The sequence below is a fragment of the Allobosea sp. FBZP-16 genome (assembly GCF_002831785.1).
In the GTDB taxonomy this organism is placed as follows: domain Bacteria; phylum Pseudomonadota; class Alphaproteobacteria; order Rhizobiales; family Beijerinckiaceae; genus Allobosea; species Allobosea lupini.
On sequence record NZ_LNCQ01000012.1, the window covers coordinates 42,599 to 60,942 of the forward strand.

Genomic DNA, 18,344 nt, shown 5'->3' on the forward strand with positions numbered 1-18,344 from the left:
CACTTTGCCGCCCTGGTCATCATTCTTGCATGGCTTCACTCGCGCGGCGCCCGAGATTAGCCATGTGCGCCGGAGAGGCTGGATCGAACTGTCGTGATTCCGGATTATGCCGATCACGTGACGAGGAGACGAAGATGGCGATTCTGGTTTCGGGCGGCGCAGGCTATATCGGCAGCCACATGGTCCTCGAGCTGCTCGACCGCGGCGAAAAGGTCGTCGTGCTCGACGATCTCTCGACCGGCTTCTGGTGGGCAGTGCCACAGGAAGCGACGCTCGTGCGTGGCGACATGGGCGACCAGGCCCTGGTCGAGCGCACCATTGCCGAGCACGGCATCACCGAGATTGCCCATTTCGCTGCCAAGATCGTCGTGCCGGATTCCGTGTCGGATCCGCTCGGCTATTACCACAACAACACCGTCAAGACGCGCGCCCTCTTGGAAAGCGCCGTGCGTGGCGGCGTCAAGCATGTGATCTTCTCCTCGACCGCTGCCGTCTATGGTGAGCCGCCGGTCTCGCCGGTGCCGGAGGAGATCGCCCTCAATCCGATCAATCCCTATGGCCGCTCCAAGCTGATGAGCGAGTGGATGCTCGGCGACGTCGCCCGCGCCCATGGCCTGACCTATGTCGCCCTGCGCTATTTCAACGTCGCCGGCGCCGATCCCAGGGGCCGCTCCGGGCAGTCCAGCGCCACTGCCACCCATCTGATCAAGGTCGCGAGCCAGGCGGCGCTCGGCCAGCGCGCCGGGCTCGATATCTTCGGCACCGACTACGCGACACCCGACGGCACCTGCGTGCGCGACTACATCCACGTCACCGACCTTGCCCGCGCCCATCTCGCCGCGCTCGACCATTTGCGCGCCGGTGGCGGCAATCTGACGCTGAACTGCGGCTATGGCCGCGGCTATTCGGTCAAGGAAGTGGTCGAGGTGGTGAAAGACGTCTCCGGCGTCGATTTCCCCGTCCGTCTCTCGCCGCGCCGCCCTGGCGACCCGGCCGCTCTGGTCGCCAAGGCCGATCGCATCCGCGCCGAACTCGGCTGGCAGCCGGAGCATGACGACCTCACGCAGATCGTCACCCAGGCGCTGGCCTGGGAGGAGAGCCTGCGCAAGCGCAATGCGAGCTGAGCGACGGGATTTGGCGCGGCGTTAACCCATGGTTAACCTCGATCGGGCGCTGTGGTGGAAAGACACCGCGGCCGAGCCAGAGGAGCCATCATGCGCCCCGTCACCGTTCTCGCCTTCGCCGTCGCGCTCGGCCTCGGGCCGGCGCTCGCGCAGACGACGGGTTCGATCAATCCGGCACGGGCGCAGACCCCCAGGCCCGAGGCGCGGCCGGCTGCGCCCGGCTTCGACGGCTTCCTCAGGACGCTCTGGCCGATGGCGCAGGCGCGCGGCATCTCGCGCAAGACCTTCGACCTGGCTTTCCAGGGCGTGACGCCCGATCCCTCCATTGTCGCGCTGACCCGCAAGCAATCAGAATTCACCGCGCCGATCTGGAGCTATCTCAACAGCGCGGTCGGCGGCGGCCGGATCTCGCGCGGCCGCGAGATGCTGGAGGCCCATGCCAGCGTGCTGGCCCAGGCCGAATCCCGCTATGGCGTGCCCAAGGAGATCATCCTCGGCATCTGGGGGATGGAAACCAATTACGGCTCGTTCAAGGGCGACAAGGACGTGATCCGCTCGCTCGCGACGCTGGCGAACATCCGCTATCGCGGCGACTTCTTCCGCGACGAGCTCCTGACCGCGCTGGAGCTGATCGAGAAGGGCCATGTCGAACGCAGCGAGCTGCGCGGCTCCTGGGCCGGCGCGATGGGTCACACCCAGTTCATGCCGTCGAGCTACATGAAATACGCGGTCGATCATACCGGCGACGGCCATGCCGATATCTGGACCTCGAGCAGCGACGCCATCGCCTCGACCGCCAACTATCTCAAGGGCTATGGCTGGACCCCCGGCCTGCCCTGGGGCATCGAGGTCGTGGTGCCCGATGGCTTCGACCATAATCTCTACCGCGCCAGCTTCTCGTCCTTCCGCTCGGCCGGGGTGCGCCGCGCCGATGGCGGCTCGCTCCCGTCCTCAGGCGAGGCCAGGCTGTTCTACCCGGCCGGCCATACCGGCCCGGCCCTGCTGCTGACCGCGAATTTCGACGTCATCAAGAAGTACAATTCCTCCGACGCCTATGCGCTCGCCGTCGGCCATCTCGGCGACCGGATCGTCGGCCGGCCTGCCTTGCAGGGCGAATGGCCGGTGAAGGCGCCGCGCCTCGACAAGGCAGGGATCACCGATGTCCAGCTCCGGCTGAAGGGCTTGGGCCTCTACAATCACGACGCCGACGGACGCATCGGCACCGGCACGCGCGAGGCGGTCAGGCAGTACCAGCTGCGCGTCGGCCTGCTCGCCGACGGCTACCCGACCCCGGCGCTGCTGACGCGGATGAAGGCGCCCCGCTGACGGAGCGAGCGATCGCGCCTATATTGGCTGTCGGCGCCACCCTCGCACGGCGTCGATCGAGAGCATGATGCGCCTGCGTTCGCTCTTCATGGTTCTGGCGGCTGCCCTCATCCTGCTCGTGACCGGCGGGCCGGTTTCGATCGCCCAGAACCCGGTGCCGCCCGGCCGGATACCGCAGGCACAGCCGCAAGGCCGCAGCCTCTTCAACATGTTCTGGCAGATTCCCGAGCGGCCCGCCGTACAGCAACGGCAGCCACGCGAACGCGTCGCGCCGGCCCAGCGCCGGGCACCGACCCGCGTTGTCGTCCGCGACGACCCGGTCATCCCCAAGGTGGACGTCAATCACCATGTCCTGGTGATCGGCGACACGCTCGCCGGGCAGATCGCCGAAGGGCTGGAAGACAGCCTGCAGGACCGAGCCGATGTCGCCGTGGTGAACAAGGCCAAAGCCGACAGCGGCCTTGTCCGGACCGACTTCTACGACTGGCCGAAGGCAACCGGCGAACTCCTGGCGGGGGACGCCAAGGTCATGGTCGGCGTCGTCGTGCTCGGGCCGAACGACCGCCAGGTGATCCGCGAGGGCGAGATCACCCATGAGCCGCTGAGCGAGCGTTGGCTCCAGCTCTACAAGGCGCGGATCGAGGCCGTCGCGGCAGCCTTCAGCGCCAAACGCGTACCGCTGATCTGGGTCGGCGCGCCGCCGATGCAGAATGCACGCCTCTCGGCTGACCTGACCACGCTGAACGACCTCTTCCGCAAGGGCGCCGAGGCGGCCGGCGGCGAGTTCGTCGACCTCTGGGGCGCCTATGTCGACGCCGAGAACCGCTACGCCGCCATGGGACCGGACGTGAACGGCCAGGTCGCCCGGCTGCGGCTCGGCGACGGCGTCCATTTCACCAAGGCCGGCGCCCGCAAGGCCGCTCATTTCGTCGACGTCGTCATCCGCCGTATCCTGGAGAAGACGCCGACGCAGAACGTCATCGCCCTGCCTGTTCCTCCCGAGGCAGAGGGCACGCCCGCACCGACACAGCCCATCGATGTCGAGCGCCTGATCGACCGCATGGTCAGCGGCGTCCCGACCGATCTTCCGCTCGTCCCGGTGGCCCCGCTCCGGCCGCTCGCGGGCCCGATCCTGCCCTTGACCGGAGCCGTCCCCGCAGGTGGCGACGCTGCGCTGATCGCCTCGATCCAGGAGGCGCGCGGCCGCGGCGATGTCGCAGCCGGGCTCGAGCGCGTGTTTGGCCAAGGCATCGCGCCGGAGCCGCGCCCCGGCCGCGCCGACGATTTCCGTTGGCCGCGACCGAACTGAGGTGGCTCAGGCCAGCTGAAAGCGCTCGAAGCGCTGCATCTCCTCGTCGACCTGCCGCTTCAATTCGGTTGACGGCTCCGGCTCAAGCCAGGTCCATTGCTGCACCAGGAGCTTGCGCGCCGCCCGGTCGGTCTTGAGATCCGCGACGGCGACGATCCGGTCCCCCGCCAGCACCGGCAGGCCGAAATAGCCGAAGGCGCGCTTCTCCTTCGGCAGATAGGCCTCGAAGACATGATCATAGCCGAAGAACAGCTTCAGCCGCTTGCGCTGGATGACCAGCGGGTCGAAGGGCGAGAGGATGTGGATCAGGCTGCCGTCCGTCGGCTCCGATCTCTCCAGCACCGCCGGTATAGCCCAGTGCGGTGTCTTCTCTGCACCTTCGATCGCGACCGGCACCAGTTCCTTGCGCCTGACGCGTCCTGCGATCAGCTCGGCGATAGCCTTCTTGCTGGGCGCATCGAGATGGCAGATCGAATCGAGGCTGACGATGCCCTGCGCACGCAGGGCGCGGTCGAGCTTGTAGGCCGCAATCTGGCGCTCGGATGCCGGCGCCGGCTGCTTCTCCCAGCCGAAGTGCCGATCGATCAATTCATAGGTCTTGAGCATGCCGGAGCGGGCGGAGATCACGAGTTCGCCATCGTAGAAGGCGCGTTCGAGCAGCCCTTTTGACGGCTTCTTGCTGGCCCAGAGATGCGCCTTCTCGACCAGAACGTCAGTGTCGATATCGCGGATGGTGAGGGCGCCATCCTTGCGAATGCGGCGCAGCAGCTTGCGCGCCTCCTCGCGGCTACCGACCGAGGCCCAGCGCTTGGGCTCGGCGCGGTGCGCCTTCATCGCCGGCAGGAAATAGCGGAAGTCCGCGATCGGCACATAGGACAGCGCATGCGTCCAGTACTCGAACACCGACTTGTCCTGCGACTGCGCCTGCGCGAGGTCGTCGCGGCGATAATCGGGGATCCGGCTGTAGAGGATATGGTGATGGCAGCGCTCGACCACGTTGATCGTGTCGATCTGGACATAGCCGAGATGGGCGACCGCAGCCGCCGTCGCCGCGGGACCGGAGCCGAAGGGCTCGCGCGTGTCGAGCTTCTGGGCCTTGAGCCAGATCCGGCGCGCCTCGGCCTTGTCGAGCTTCAGGATCTTTCGCGGTCGCGTCGCCATCGGCATAAGCTAGCCATGCGATTGCCGAAGGTTAAGGCGCGGTGCCGCCATCTGCTGACATATCATGGCGGTGGTCTTCGCTAGCTCAACCTGCCGTCGACAACGCCTGCGCCAGCGCCTCCGGCGTCAGCTCCGCCAGCCCCGTCTGGACCTTGAACGCCCTCGTCTTCTCGCCTGGCTTCATCACCAGGATCACCGTCTCGGTGCCCGGGCAGGCGGGATCGGCGCAGAGGATCTCGTTGACCGCGATCACGACGTTCTCAGGCAGGCCGAGCAGTTCGCGCACCTGTCGCTTGACCTGCGCCGCGGCATCCGCGCCGGCGGCCTCGCGCTTGTCCCTGCCGAAGAGGCCGAAGCGCATCGCCGCTCAGCCGCCGGGCAGGGTCAGGACGCCGGCGGCGCCATCCTCGGCGCCGAAAGCGAGGCGCTTGCCGAGCTTGTCCCAGGCGAAGGCGGTGATGCCGCTGCCGCGTTGCGCCGGCCGAACCAGCAGCTCGGAAGCATCGGTCAGACGGATCATCAGAATGCAGCCGTCATCGTAGCCGACGGCCAGCACCAGCGCCTTGGGATGGAAGGCGACGCGGGTGACCTTGGCGTGTCGCGCGCCGCATTCGCGCGGCGCCTTGCCCGTCGGCCCCTCGCCCTGGAAAGGCCAGACGATCGCGGCATCCGCGCCGCTGGAGGCGAGCCAGAGCCCGTCATGCGACCAGGACAGCGAACGCGGTTTGGCCGGGTAGCCGGTCATCCGCATATGGCTCGGCTTCTCGCCTAGCCGCCAGCCATGCAGCGCATTCTCCTGCATGGCCGTGACGATGAAGCGCCCGTCGGGCGACCAGGTCACGTCGAGATGCGAGCCTTTCCATTCCAGGAAATCGGGCTTGGCCTCGGTGTTCGGATACCAGAGCAGCACGCCGTTCATCTGGGCAATGGCGAGGCGATAGCCCTTCGGCGCCAGGCTGAGGCCCTGCGGCGTCGAGGCGACCTCGATCGACCTGAGCCTGCCCTTGTCGTCGCGGGCGTGGACATTGCGGCCGCTGTTCCAGGCGATGCTGCCGGACGATGATACCGTGACGGCATCGATCCAGCGCCGCTTTTGATCGCGGGCGAGTTCTTCCGGCGCGCCATCGGCCGAGGTCGCGACGACGCGGCCGTCATCGCCGCCGCTGATCAGGCGGGCGCCGTCCGAGGCGACGCAGAGTAGGCCGCCGCCATGCGCCTCGACGCTCTGCGTCTCGCCATCGCGCCAGCGCAGCACCCGGCCATCGGCGAGGGCAAGCGCCAGCGTCTGCTTCAGCCAGACGGCGCCGACGACATGCTCGCCGGCTTCGACGGGAACGACATGCTCGCGCAGCGAGACCGGTTTGCTGATCGAATCCATGCCCACGCTTTAGCTCAAGCCGCGCAGGCCATGAACCCCTTGCGCAGCGCTGCCTCGTCGAGATCGCGGCCGATGAAGACGAGGCGCGATTCACGCTTCTCGCCGAATTTCCAGTCGCGCTGCAAATCGCCGTCGAGGATCATGTGCACGCCCTGGAAGACGAAACGCCGCGGCTCGTCCTTGAAGGCTAAAATGCCCTTGGAGCGCAGGATGTTCGGCCCCTGCACCTGGCTGATGTCGTTGATCCACGGCATGAACTTCTCGGGATCGACATCGCCGGGGATGGTGAAGGACATCGAGCGGACGTCCTCCGAGTGATGGTGATGGTGGCCGGCTTCGAGGAAATCCGGCTCGATGTCGAGGATGCGGTCGAGATCGAAGGCGTTGCGGTCGAGCAGCTCGGCGATCGGCAGGTCGCAGCGCGTCGTCTTGTGCAGCTTGGCATAGGGGTTGATCGCGCGGATCGCCGCCTCGACCTCGGCGAGCCCTTCGGCGCTGACGAGATCGGTCTTGTTCAGGATGATCACGTCGGCGAAGGCGATCTGGTTCTTCGCCTCCGGCGCGTCCTTCAACCGGTCCTGCAGCCACTTCGCATCGGTGACGGTCACGACCGCGTCGAGCTTGGTGGCGTCGCCGACATCCTGGTCGACGAAGAAAGTCTGGGCGACCGGAGCAGGATCGGCAAGGCCGGTGGTCTCGACGATGATCGCGTCGAACTTGCCCTTGCGCTTCATCAGGCCGTCGAGGATGCGGATCAGGTCGCCGCGCACCGTGCAGCAGATGCAGCCATTGTTCATCTCGAACACTTCCTCGTCGGCGCCGACGACGAGGTCGCCATCGATGCCGGTCTCGCCGAACTCGTTGACGATCACGGCGAATTTCTTGCCGTGGTCCTCGGTGAGGATGCGGTTGAGGAGCGTGGTCTTGCCGGCGCCCAGATAGCCGGTGAGCACCGTGACGGGAATCTTCTCGGACATGGGAAACGACCTGGTTGGTGGCGCTGCGATGATCGCGGTCCGGTCAGGCCGGGCCGGCGACGAGCGCCTTCTCGATCTGGCTTATATTGTGTTTCATCATCGCGATGTAAGTCCCGGCCGGACCGTCGGCGGCCGAAAGCGCGTCCGAATAGAGCCGCCCGCCGATCTTCGCGCCGCTCTCCCTGGCGATCTGCTCGGCCAGGCGCGGATTGGTGATGTTCTCGAGGAAGACCGCCGGCACCTTCTCCGCCTTGATCTGGCGGATGATGCGGGCGACGTCCTTGGCCGAGGCCTCGGCCTCGGTCGAGACGCCCTGCGGCGCGATGAACGCGATGCCGTAGGCTTTGACGAAATAGCCGAAGGCGTCATGCGAGGTGATCGCCTTGCGCCGGTCTGCCGGAATGCGCGCGACCGCGGCCTTGATCTCGGCTTCGAGCGCATCGAGCTTGGTCTGATAGGCCGCGGCATTGGCCTCGTAGGTCGCCTTGCCGGCCGGATCGGCGGCGATGAGTGCATCGCGGACATTGCCGACATAGAGCCTGGCGTTGGCGACGCTCTGCCAGGCATGCGGATCCTCGCCGCCATGGCCGTGGCCGTGATCGTCGGCCATCTTCAGCGGCGTGATCCCGGTGGTCGCCGTCGCGACGGTCGCCTTGGTGCCCGACGATTTCACCAGCCGAGTCAGCCAGCCCTCGAATTTCAGCCCGTTGACGACAACGAGCTTGGCGCCGGCCACCGTCTTCGCGTCGGCCGGTGTCGGCGAATAGACATGGGCGTCGCCGTCGGGCCCGACCAATGTGGTCACCGCGACGCGCTCGCCGCCGATCTCGCGCACGAAATCGCCGAGGATCGAGAAGCTCGCGACGACGGGCAGCTTCTCCTGGGCAAAGGCCGGCAATGGCAGGGCAACGCCGGCGACAAGGCCGAGGAGGACGGAGCGGCGGTTCAGCATGATGGCACTCGCGCTATATGAAACAGTATAACATAACTAGCGCTGGAGATGGGCCCTCGGCAAGAGCCGCCGCGCAAGGCCGCCCTGCGATCCCAGCAGGAGCGAACCGAGATAGAACGCGCCGGCCGAGAGGATGATCGCCGGCCCGGCCGGGAGATTGCTGCCGGCGGCATAGGAGGCGACGAGCCCGATATATCCGGACGCCATGCCGAAGCCGGAGGCGAGCAGGATCAGCCGGGTGATGTCGGCGGTCCAGAAGCGCGCCGCAGCGGCCGGCAGCATCATCAGCCCGACGGCGAGCAGCGTGCCGAGCGCATGGAAGCCGGCGACGAGGTTGATCACGACGAGGCCGAGGAAGGTCAGGTGCACGAAGCCGCCGGAACGGCTGACCGAGCGCAGGAAGCCGGGATCGACGCATTCGAGCACGAGCGGGCGATAGGCCAGCGCCAGCACGCCGAGCGTCAGGCTGGCGACGCCGGAGAGCAGCACCAGCACGTCGTCGTCGAGCGCCAGCACATTGCCGAACAGCACATGGAAAAGATCGACGGCCGAACCCCGCAGCGAAACCAGGGTGACGCCGAGCGCCAGCGAGATCAGGTAGAAGGCGGCGAGCGAGGCGTCTTCCTTGAGCACGGTCAGGCGCGCCACCGCGCCGGCTGCGAGGGCCACGGTGAAACCGGCGACGAGGCCGCCCAAGGTCATCGCCGGCAGCGAGAAACCGGCGACGAGATAGCCGAGCGCGGCCCCGGGCAGGATCGCATGCGCCATGGCATCGCCGGTCAGGCTCATCCGCCGCAGCATCAGGAAGACGCCGACCGGCGCGCCGGAGACCGACAGCGCGATCACGCCGACCAGCGCCCGGCGCATGAAATCGAATTCGGCGAAGGGGCCGATCAGGAGGTCGTAGAGCATTGCGTTCAATTCAGAAGCGCGGTCGTTCCGGGCTTAGCGGAGCAAAGACCCGGGAGCCATTCCGGAACGGTTCAGGAATGGATCCCGGGTCTCCCATCGGTCGCCCGGGATGACCCCGCACAGGATGTTTCAATCGACAAGAAGGGCGGAAAGCTCACGCCGCGCAGGGCGCGGCATGGCTGTCGAAGGCCTCGACCATGCGCCGCGCCTTGAGCAGGTTGTTCGCCGTCAGCACCTCGCCGGTCTCGCCCCAGGCGATCGCCTCGCGCGCCAGCAGCAGCGTCTGCGGGAAGGCGCGCTTCACCGTCTCGATATCATGCAGCACGGCGACGACGGTGCGGTTCTCGCCATGCCAGCGCTGGACCAGCGCCAGCAGGTCGGCGCTGGTACGGGCATCGATCGCGGTGAACGGCTCGTCGAGCAGGATGATGTCGGCGTCCTGCAGCAGCAGCCGGGCGAACAGCGCCCGCTGCATCTGGCCACCCGAGAGCGTGCCGATGCTGCGGCTTTCGAAGCCGGTAAGGCCGACCGCGGCGATCGCCGCCTCGACCTTGCCGCGTTGGCCGAGGCCGATCTTGCCGAAGATGCCGGCCGCGTCCCACAGGCCCATGGCGACGAGATCGTAGACATGGATCGGGAAGGAGCGGTCGAGCTCGGCCGATTGCGGGAGATAGGCGAGGCGCTTGCCCTTAGCGAGCGTCACCGTGCCGTCGAGCGGCGAGAGCGCGCCGGCGATGGCCTTGAGCAAGGTCGACTTGCCGGCGCCGTTCGGCCCGACGATCGCGGTCAAGCTGCCCGGTGCGACCTCGCCGGACAGATGATGCACCGCCGGGTGGCGGTCATAGCCGAGCGTCAGGTCGCTGAAGCGGATGGCGGGCACAGGGATACTCTTGTTCACACGATAACGGCGAGGGTCGCCGCCCAGAGCAGCAGGATCACGCCGATTGCCAGACCGAGCCTTTGCCCGGCCGACAGCCGCAGCAGCGACCAGCCGGGAACCTCGGCGACAGGCTGGCGATGGTGGGGGTGATCATGAGCCATAGTGAATGATATAATATTACGCTCGCTCACGAGCAAGCACGATCACCCTTGCATCGAGCGCAACGCCACTGCGTTATCGGCATCGTCAACAATATCCGAACAGGAGCAGGCCGGTGAGCGGCGAGCGGGTGACCTTCAAAGCGATACGCGATGGCGTCGCGACCGAGATCGCAGCCGATGCGATCGAGATTTGCCTGCCGGACGGGTTGAGCTTCAAGATCATGGCCTTTGCCGGCCGCAAGGGCTCGGCGACCCTGCACATGCCAGCCGACGATCCGCAGGCGCCGAGCTTCGACGTCTTCTGCGTCGAGCCCGGCGCGGCCAATACGCTCTTCGTCTCGGTCGACCGCGTCCAGAAGCGCCAGATCGAGGGCTAGTTTGAACCGTCATTGCGAGCGCAGCGAAGCAATCCGGTGTCGTCGCGCTCTGCGGCCTCGGGATTGCTTCGTCGCTGCACTCCTCGCAATGACGGCTCGGCTCAGGCCGGCCAGTACTGGTAGAGCCAGGTCTCGGTCAGCACCTTGTCGCCGCCGCGCAGGAAGCAGCGCATCTCCACAGGGTCGGTGCCGTCGACGGTGAGGTCGAACTGCGCCCGCCAGTGGCCGGGGATATCGTTCGGCACGGCTTCGGCGAAGATGTAGGAGAAGGTACCGCGCGAGGCCGAGAGCACGACCTCGGGCTTGATCCCGAACGGGATGTCCTCGAGCGCCGGCCCCCTGAACTCCAGCATGAACTTGCGCACGCCCTTGGGCCTCGCCGTGCCGGGCTGGCCGCCATTGCCGAGCCTCGTCGCGACGACGCGGCCGAGCGTCGGCGGGAAGGGCTCGTCGGCGAGCCAATGCAGGCGATAGCGGAAATTATAGGAATTGCCGGCCTTGGCCGGAGCTTCCGGCACCCACATGGCGACGATGTTGTCGTGGATCTCGTCGTCGGTCGGGATCTCGATCAGCTGGACCGCGCCCTTGCCCCATTGGCCGAGCGTCTCGATCCAGAGGCTCGGCCGGCGCTCGTAGTAGACACCGTCCATATAGTGATCGAAGGCGCGGTCGCGCTGCATCAGGCCAAAGCCGCGCGGATTGTCGTCGACGAAAGACGAGGCGACGGTACGCTGCGGATTGTTGAGCGGGCGCCAGGCGCGCTCGCCGCTGCCGGTCCAGAGCGCGAGCCCATCGGAATCGTGCACCTCCGGCCGCCAGTCGACCATGGTCGCCTTGCCGGTCTCGGAATACCAGTACATCGAGGTCAGCGGCGCGATGCCGAGCCGCGCGACGTCCTTGCGCAGGTGCAACTCCTGCTCGATCTCCATATCGACGCCCTTGCCGCGATGCATGCGGAAGCGGAAGGCGCCCGAGACGCTCGGCCCCGAGAGCAGGGCGTAGACCACGACATGCTCGGCCGCCTCGCCGGGTGTCTCCAGCCAGACATGGGTGAAATCGGGGAATTCCTCCGGCCGGTCGCCGACCGCCGGATCGACCGCAAGGCCGCGGGCCGAGAGCCCGTACTGGTAGAGCTCGCCGATGGCGCGGAAATAGGAGGCGCCGAGGAAGGCGACCCAGTCGTTCTTCTGCCAGTCGAGCTTCTCGCCCTTGCGGCCGGGATGGCCGGAGCGGCTCTCCTGGAAGCGAAAGCCGGCGAAGCCCGCGCCTGGCGGCAACTGCTTCGCCGGGGAGTCGGCCGGCATCTCGAAATAGCTCTCGTCGTAGACGATCTCGCGCGCCTTGCCGTCGTCGAGGACATGCATGCGCACGGGCTTCTGGAAGTAGCGGCCGAGATGGAAGAAGGTCACCGGCCAGGGCGACGGGCCATTGGCCCAGAGCGCCAGCTCCGGCTTGAACTTGATCTTGCCGTGGGCGTCGTAGTCGATCTTCTCGAGCACGTCAGGCTTGGGGTTCGGCGGCGCCTCATACGGCTTGGCGGCGAGATCGCGGGCCCGCGCCTTCAACCCTTCGAAGGAGAACGCCTCGGCGGCGCCGAGCTTCAGGCCCTGCTGCGCCAGCGCCGTGCCGGAGAAACCGACTGCGGCGAGAGCGGCCGTACCGGCGGCACCCGCGAGCAATGTGCGGCGGTCGATCAGAGGTATGGTCGGCTGTCGCGGTTGCATCGGGCGGGGCGCTCCATCGGGGAAGATCGACAGTTGGTGTTTCCGGCTAGCCTGTCCAGCCGGCGAGGGCAATCTCCGCAGCTTCCTGGCGCGAGCAGGGCGAAAATCGCGCGGAAAGGCGACGCGCCGGCCTCTTAGCCCATTGGCGCGGGTTCCCTTTTTGCCCGCAAGCGTCCTACAACAGCGTCAGCCGGCCTTGAGAGCCGGGATGCGGTCTTTCGTCTCTCGGGAGGATTCATGTCTATTTCGCTTCATCGCCGGGCCCTGGCCGGCATTGCCGCGCTCACCCTCGCCGCCACGCCTATGGCGGCGCGTGCGCAGGATTTCATCAACGTGCTGACCGGCGGCACCTCGGGCGTCTACTACCCGCTCGGCGTCGCGCTCTCGAAGATCTACGGCGAGAAGATCCAGAACGTCCGCCCGACCGTTCAGGCGACCAAGGCCTCGGTCGAGAACCTGCAATTGCTGCAGCAGGGCAAGGGCGAGATCGCCTTCACGCTCGGCGATTCCCTCGACGCCGCCTGGAAGGGCGACGAGGAGGCCGGCTTCAAGAGTCCGCTGAAGAAGCTGCGCGGCATCACCGCGATCTATCCGAACTATGTCCAGATCGTCGCCTCCAAGGATAGCGGCATCAAGACGCTGGCCGATCTCAAGGGCAAGCGCCTTTCGGTCGGCGCACCGAAATCGGGAACCGAGCTCAACGCCCGCGCCATCCTCGCCGCCGCCGGCATGACCTACAAGGATCTCGGCAAGATCGAGTACCTGCCCTTCGCCGAATCGGTCGAGCTGATGAAGAACCGCCAGCTCGACGCCACCCTGCAATCGGCCGGCCTCGGCGTCGCCTCGCTGCGCGACCTCGCGACCTCGGTCGAGATCACCGTGGTCGAGGTCCCCGCCGCCGTGGTCGACAAGGCCGGCCCGCCCTTCGTCAAGGTCTCGATCCCGGCCAACACCTATACCGGCCAGACTGCGGCGGTGCCCGCCGCCGCCGTCGTCAACTACCTCGTCACCCACGAGGGCGTGAAGGAGGAGACGGTCTACCAGATGACCAAGGCCGTCTTCGACAGCCTGCCCGACCTCGCCGCCGCCCATGCCGCCGCGCGCTCGATCAAGCTCGAGAGCGCGCTCGAAGGCATGCCGCTGCCGCTGCACCCCGGCGCTGCGCGCTATTTCAAGGAAAAGGGCCTGAAGGTCGGTTCCTGAGCCTATTGGCAGATTCGCCATCAGCGGGGCCGGACGACCGGCCCCGCTTGCGTTAGCCGATCAAAGAACGACCGCGCATAAGCGCGACGGGGACGGGGAAGAGGCATGAGCAACGAAACCAGCAGGCCCCTGGCCGTGCCGGACACTGCCGGCACCGCACCGGCCGTGCCGCATGACCCGGAACACGGCCTGCCGGCGACCTTCGGCACAGGCTGGAAGGGCCGCCTGCTGTTCTGGATCGCCGTCGCCTTCTCCGCCTTCCAGATCGTCACCGCCTTCGGCATCCCGCTCGATTTCCGGATCGTGCCGTCGCTGTCCTGGCTGACCCCGATCCTGCTGATCCGCATCGCCTTTGCGCTCTGGCTGGTCTGGATCCTGCTCGGCGCCGCGCGGGGCAGGGCGAATATCGAGGCGATCCTCGCCTTTCTCACCCTGTTCGGCGCCTTCGAGCTGGTCTCGCTCTATACCGGCACCTTGCCGAACCAGGTGCTGCGCACCCTCCATGTCGGCTTCCTCTGCCTGACCGCCTGCGGGTTGCTCGCCAATGCCGACGAGACCTCGCCGCCGGCACGCATCTTCTGGTGGGCGGTCGGCATCGTCGGCTTTACGCTCGGCCTCTATCACTGGTGGAACTACAACGAGCTGGTGAACCGGGCGGGCGAGCTGACCCATGCCGACATGGTCGTCGGCATCAGCGCCCTGATCGTGCTGTTCCTCTTGGTCTGGCGCGCCATGGGCATCGCCCTGCCGCTGGTAGCCGGCACCTTCCTCGCCTACTGCCTGTTCGGCAATTACCTGCCCGCCCCTTACGACCATCGTGGCTACAGCCTGGAGCAGGTCATCGAGCAGATGGCCTTCGGCACGGAAGGGCTCTACTCGACCCCGACCGCCGTCTCCGCCACCTTCATCTTCCTGTTCATCCTGTTTGGCGCCTTCATGGAACGCGCCGGCGTGATCGACTTCTTCAACGACCTGTCGATGGCGGTGTTCGGCGGCAAGCAGGGCGGGCCGGGCAAGGTCTGCGTCGCCTCCTCGGCCTTGATGGGCACGGTCTCCGGCTCGGGCGTCGCCAATGTCGTGGCGTCGGGCCAGTTCACCATTCCCCTGATGAAGCGCTCCGGCTTCAACGGCGCCTTCGCCGGCGGCGTCGAGGCGACCTCGTCGATGGGCGGCCAGATCATGCCGCCGGTGATGGGCGCCGTCGCCTTCATCATGGCCGAGACGATCGACGTGCCCTATTCCAAGATCGTCGAGGCGGCGATCATCCCGGCGCTGCTCTATTTCGCCGCCTGCTACTGGGCGGTGCATCTGGAGGCCGGCAAGCTCGGCCTGCGCGGCCTGCCGAAATCCGAACTGCCGAGCGCCCGAGAGGAACTGCGCCGGCACTGGTACCTGATCGCGCCGCTGCTTGTGCTGGTCGTGCTGCTCTTCGCCGGCTTCACCCCGCTCTTCGCCGGGGCGATCGGCCTTGCGCTCACCGTCGCGCTGATCCTGGCTCTGGCCGTCTCGGCCGGACTGACGACACCGGCCCTGCGTGTCGTCTTCTGGGTCGGCTTCGGCCTGATCTGCGCGGCCTCGATGAGCGTCAGCATCGCGACCGTGCTGCTCGTCGTGCTCGCTCTGGTGATCTGGAACGTGCTGCGCGGCGCCTCCGGCCGCGAAGTCCTGCGGAGCTGCATCGAAGCGCTCGCCGATGGCGCCCGCCAGGCGTTGCCGGTCGGCCTCGCCTGCGCCCTCGTCGGCATCGTCATCGGCACCATGACCCTGACCGGCCTCGGCACCATCTTCGGCTCCTGGCTGATCGGCATCGGCAAGAACTCGATGTTCCTCGCCCTGATCCTGACCATGGTGTTCAGCCTGATCCTCGGCATGGGCATCCCGACCATCCCGAACTACATCATCACCTCCTCGCTCGCCGCGCCGATCCTGCTGCAGCTCGACGTGCCGCTGATCGTCAGCCACATGTTCGTCTTCTATTTCGGCATCATGGCCGACCTGACCCCGCCAGTGGCGCTCGCCGCCTTCGCTGCAGCGCCGATGGCCAAGGTCTCCGGCATGAAGATCGGCGTGCAGGCCGTGAAGATCGCCCTGCCCGGCTTCGTCGTGCCCTATATGGCGGTCTATGATCCGACGCTGATGCTGCAGCCGGTCGCCGGCCTCTCCGGCGCGTCCTACTGGCTCGCCGTCGCCTACATCGCCATCAAGGCGACGCTCGCCATGGTGCTCTGGGGTGCGGCCTTCGTCGGCTATCTCTCGCGCCCGCTCGCGCTGTGGGAACGGGCTCTCGCCGCCATCGCCGCCGCCTTCCTCGTCGCCGCGGTGCCGCTCACCGACGAGATCGGCTTTGCGCTCGCCGCCGCGATGATCGGCCAGCATCTCTGGCGGGCGAGAGCCGACGCGCACCCGGCGACATGAGCATCTGCCTCGCCGCCGGCGCGCTGGTGATTTCGCTCGGCGTGAGCGAGATCACGCTGTCCTGGCGGCACTCGGTGCAGAAATCGCTATGGGAGGAGGTTTGGCAGGAAACGCCTGAGGGCCTCGTCATAACCGAGGCCCGCATCGAGGGCTCGGGCGCCGGCATGGACCCGCCCGATGGCGCGAAACTGGTCGAGGGCTTCTGGCGCTGGAAACCGAACCTGCCCGCGCTGCCGGACGTGGTGATGCGCCGCTCCGGCGCGACCGCCGACTGGCGGATCTGCGTGCAGGAGCGCTGCCGATCGCTCGACGCGTTGCTGCCGGCGGACGCCGATCCGGTGGTGCTGAAGCCTTGCGGCTAGATTCAGCTGCGGTGGGTCAGGCGCTCGATCTTCACGACCCGGCGCATGAAATTCACAAGGCCATAGGCGGCAAGCACCGAGAACAGGCCCATCAGAACATAGGCGACGACGTGGCCGAGCTCGAACAGGCCGGCGAGCGCCCAGCCTGACGCCAGCGCGACGCCGAAGATTTCGACCGCTATCAGGATGGCGAGCGAGACCACCATGATCACGTTGCGCCAGTTGGTGCGGCCAGCCGCCATGCTTTTACCCTCGGAACCCATGCACGGACCACCGGCGCGCATTCCGGTCGCCCGGAACGGGCGAACGACCAGAATTCGCGCCAAATCAATAGATTGGAGCATGTTCTGATCGCAAAAGTGGTCCCCACTTTTGCGGAACGTGCTCTAGCCTAGCCGGCGTCGGCATGCAACAAAATCGCGCCTACCGGCATATGGTCCCGCCTGCCTGAATGAAAAGAACCTGATGCCCGATTCACCGGTTTTCAACTCGGCCGCCGTCGCCGCACCCCACCGCCTCGCATCCGAAGCCGGGCGCGCCATCCTAGCCGAGGGCGGCAATGCGATCGAGGCGATGGTCGCCATGGCCGCGACCATCGCAGTCGTCTACCCCCATATGAACGCGATCGGCGGCGACGGCTTCTGGCTGGTGCACGAGCCCGGCGGCAAGGTCCATGCGATCGAGGCCTGTGGTCCGGCGGGGAGCCTCGCCACGATCGAGCGCTATCGCGAGAAGGGGCATGACGTCCTGCCGGCGCGCGGCCCGGATGCGGCGATCACCGTTGCCGGCGCGATCGGCGGCTGGCAGGCGGCACTCGCTTTGTCCGCCAGCCTCGGCGGCAGGCTACCACTGAAGGATTTGCTCACCGACGCCATCCGCCATTGCGCGGAGGGTTACGACATCTCGGAGTCGGAGCTGCGCACCTGGCCGCAGGAAGTCGATGCCGTGAAGGCGGCGCCCGGCTTCAGCGACTTCTTTTGGCCGAACGGAGAACGGCCGAAGGCCGGCGAGCGCCGCAAGCCCACAGCGCTCGGCGCGACACTGGAGCAGTTGGCCCATGCCGGGCTCGACGATTTCTATCGCGGCGACATCGGCCGCGAGCTCGCCGAGGACCTCGGCCGGATCGGCGCGCCGATCACCCGCGCCGATCTCGAAGCCTTCCGCGCCCGGGCGGTGCAGGCGCTGTCGCTGAAGCTGCCGGGCCTCACCGTCTACAATTTCCCGCCGCCGACGCAGGGGCTCACCGCCCTGATGATCCTCGGCATCTTCGAGAAGCTCGGCGTCACCCGGCCGGAGAGCTTCGACCATCATCACGGGCTGGTAGAGGCGGTGAAGCGGGCGCTCGCCATCCGCGACAAGGTGATCACCGACCCCGCCTTCATGACGGTCGACCCGGCGAGCCTATTGACCGAGACGGCCCTGGAACGCGAGGCCGCCAGCATCGACCGCAGGCGCGCCGCGAGCTGGCCGTTCCGCCCCGGCAAGGGCGACACGATCTGGATGGGCGCGATCGACGGCTCCGGCCTCGCCGTCTCCTATATCCAGTCGCTCTACTGGGAATACGGCTCCGGCTGCATCCTGCCCAAGACCGGGGTCAACTGGCAGAACCGCGGCGTCTCGTTCTCGCTGGATGCGAAGGCGCTGAACCCGCTGACGCCCGGCCGCAAGCCGTTCCATACGCTGAACCCGCCGCTCGCCCGGTTCGACGATGGCCGCATCGTCAGCTACGGCGCGATGGGCGGCGACGGCCAGCCGCAATTCCAGGCGCAGATCCTGTCGCGCTACCGCTTCGGCCAGGGCGTCGCCGACGCGGTCGATGCGCCGCGCTGGCTCTTCGGCCGCACCTGGGGCGCCGGCTCGATCTCGCTCAAGCTGGAGAACCGCTTCGATCCGATGCTGCTGGCAAGGCTGACCGCCGCCGGCCACCCGGTCGAGGAATATAGCGAGGCCTATTCCGACCAGTTCGGCCATGCCGGCATGCTGGTGAAGCACCAGAAGGGGCATGTCGAGGCGACGCATGACCCGCGCTCGGACGGCGACGCCCGCGGCATCTGATTAGGATCTTGGGGGAGATCTGAGACAA

18 protein-coding genes are annotated in these 18,344 nt (G+C 67.1%); 8 read left to right on the top strand and 10 right to left on the bottom strand.

What is annotated here, in order from left to right; all coding sequences use genetic code 11:
* Positions 1-134: 134 nt before the first annotated feature.
* The 3 genes from galE to CXY91_RS02775 all read left to right on the top strand — a co-directional run bounded on the left by galE (position 135) and on the right by CXY91_RS02775 (position 3,759).
* Complete coding sequence (gene galE, locus CXY91_RS02765) at positions 135-1,124, top strand: UDP-glucose 4-epimerase GalE (protein WP_100959209.1); 990 nt, start codon at positions 135-137, stop codon at positions 1,122-1,124.
* 90 nt (positions 1,125-1,214) lie between these two features.
* Positions 1,215-2,450 (top strand): lytic murein transglycosylase, encoded by a 1,236-nt coding sequence (locus CXY91_RS02770; RefSeq protein ID WP_100959210.1) that lies wholly within the window; start codon positions 1,215-1,217, stop codon positions 2,448-2,450.
* A 64-nt stretch (positions 2,451-2,514) separates the two neighbouring features.
* On the top strand, positions 2,515-3,759 hold the full coding sequence (locus tag CXY91_RS02775) for an SGNH/GDSL hydrolase family protein (protein ID WP_100959211.1): 1,245 nt from the start codon (positions 2,515-2,517) through the stop codon (positions 3,757-3,759).
* Positions 3,760-3,765: 6 nt separating this feature from the next.
* Here CXY91_RS02775 and CXY91_RS02780 read toward each other — a convergent pair whose 3' ends face one another.
* The 8 genes from CXY91_RS02780 to CXY91_RS30000 form a co-directional block, all read right to left on the bottom strand.
* Complete coding sequence (locus CXY91_RS02780) at positions 3,766-4,920, bottom strand: winged helix-turn-helix domain-containing protein (protein ID WP_465246834.1); 1,155 nt, start codon at positions 4,918-4,920, stop codon at positions 3,766-3,768.
* Positions 4,921-5,005: 85 nt separating this feature from the next.
* Complete coding sequence (locus CXY91_RS02785; protein ID WP_100959213.1) at positions 5,006-5,281, bottom strand: hypothetical protein; 276 nt, start codon at positions 5,279-5,281, stop codon at positions 5,006-5,008.
* Positions 5,282-5,287: 6 nt separating this feature from the next.
* Positions 5,288-6,298, bottom strand: coding sequence for a WD40 repeat domain-containing protein (locus CXY91_RS02790; protein ID WP_100959214.1), 1,011 nt, complete (start codon positions 6,296-6,298; stop codon positions 5,288-5,290).
* A gap of 14 nt (positions 6,299-6,312) precedes the next feature.
* The gene (locus CXY91_RS02795) at positions 6,313-7,275 is read right to left on the bottom strand and encodes a CobW family GTP-binding protein (RefSeq protein ID WP_100959215.1); all 963 of its coding nucleotides are present in this window, start codon (positions 7,273-7,275) and stop codon (positions 6,313-6,315) included.
* Positions 7,276-7,318: 43 nt separating this feature from the next.
* Complete coding sequence (locus tag CXY91_RS02800; RefSeq protein WP_100959216.1) at positions 7,319-8,227, bottom strand: metal ABC transporter substrate-binding protein; 909 nt, start codon at positions 8,225-8,227, stop codon at positions 7,319-7,321.
* A gap of 36 nt (positions 8,228-8,263) precedes the next feature.
* The gene (locus tag CXY91_RS02805; protein WP_100959217.1) at positions 8,264-9,139 is read right to left on the bottom strand and encodes a metal ABC transporter permease; all 876 of its coding nucleotides are present in this window, start codon (positions 9,137-9,139) and stop codon (positions 8,264-8,266) included.
* A gap of 154 nt (positions 9,140-9,293) precedes the next feature.
* Positions 9,294-10,019, bottom strand: a complete 726-nt coding sequence (gene aztA / locus CXY91_RS02810; protein WP_100959218.1) for a zinc ABC transporter ATP-binding protein AztA — start codon at positions 10,017-10,019, stop codon at positions 9,294-9,296.
* 14 nt (positions 10,020-10,033) lie between these two features.
* Positions 10,034-10,180 (bottom strand): hypothetical protein, encoded by a 147-nt coding sequence (locus tag CXY91_RS30000; protein ID WP_158673246.1) that lies wholly within the window; start codon positions 10,178-10,180, stop codon positions 10,034-10,036.
* A gap of 113 nt (positions 10,181-10,293) precedes the next feature.
* On the opposite strand from CXY91_RS30000, the gene CXY91_RS02815 reads away from it, so the two are divergent.
* On the top strand, positions 10,294-10,557 hold the full coding sequence (locus CXY91_RS02815) for a hypothetical protein (protein ID WP_100959219.1): 264 nt from the start codon (positions 10,294-10,296) through the stop codon (positions 10,555-10,557).
* Between the two features lie 101 nt (positions 10,558-10,658).
* On the opposite strand, the gene CXY91_RS02820 is transcribed toward CXY91_RS02815, so the two are convergent.
* A complete protein-coding gene (locus tag CXY91_RS02820; RefSeq protein ID WP_199777341.1) occupies positions 10,659-12,281 on the bottom strand; it encodes an OpgD/OpgG family glucan biosynthesis protein in 1,623 nt (540 codons plus the stop codon).
* A gap of 237 nt (positions 12,282-12,518) precedes the next feature.
* On the opposite strand from CXY91_RS02820, the gene CXY91_RS02825 reads away from it, so the two are divergent.
* The 3 genes from CXY91_RS02825 (at position 12,519) to CXY91_RS02835 (ending at position 16,261) form a co-directional block, all read left to right on the top strand.
* Entirely contained in the window at positions 12,519-13,484 is a 966-nt protein-coding gene (locus CXY91_RS02825; RefSeq protein WP_100959220.1) for a TAXI family TRAP transporter solute-binding subunit, read from the top strand.
* A gap of 105 nt (positions 13,485-13,589) precedes the next feature.
* Positions 13,590-15,899 (top strand): TRAP transporter permease, encoded by a 2,310-nt coding sequence (locus tag CXY91_RS02830; protein WP_100959221.1) that lies wholly within the window; start codon positions 13,590-13,592, stop codon positions 15,897-15,899.
* Complete coding sequence (locus tag CXY91_RS02835; RefSeq protein ID WP_100959222.1) at positions 15,896-16,261, top strand: DUF1850 domain-containing protein; 366 nt, start codon at positions 15,896-15,898, stop codon at positions 16,259-16,261. Before CXY91_RS02830 ends, CXY91_RS02835 begins: the two co-directional genes overlap by 4 nt.
* Positions 16,262-16,263: 2 nt before the next feature.
* Here CXY91_RS02835 and CXY91_RS02840 read toward each other — a convergent pair whose 3' ends face one another.
* Positions 16,264-16,503, bottom strand: coding sequence for a hypothetical protein (locus CXY91_RS02840; RefSeq protein WP_100959223.1), 240 nt, complete (start codon positions 16,501-16,503; stop codon positions 16,264-16,266).
* Between the two features lie 223 nt (positions 16,504-16,726).
* On the opposite strand from CXY91_RS02840, the gene CXY91_RS02845 reads away from it, so the two are divergent.
* The gene (locus CXY91_RS02845) at positions 16,727-18,316 is read left to right on the top strand and encodes a gamma-glutamyltransferase family protein (protein ID WP_100959224.1); all 1,590 of its coding nucleotides are present in this window, start codon (positions 16,727-16,729) and stop codon (positions 18,314-18,316) included.
* The last annotated feature ends 28 nt before the right edge of the window (positions 18,317-18,344 follow it).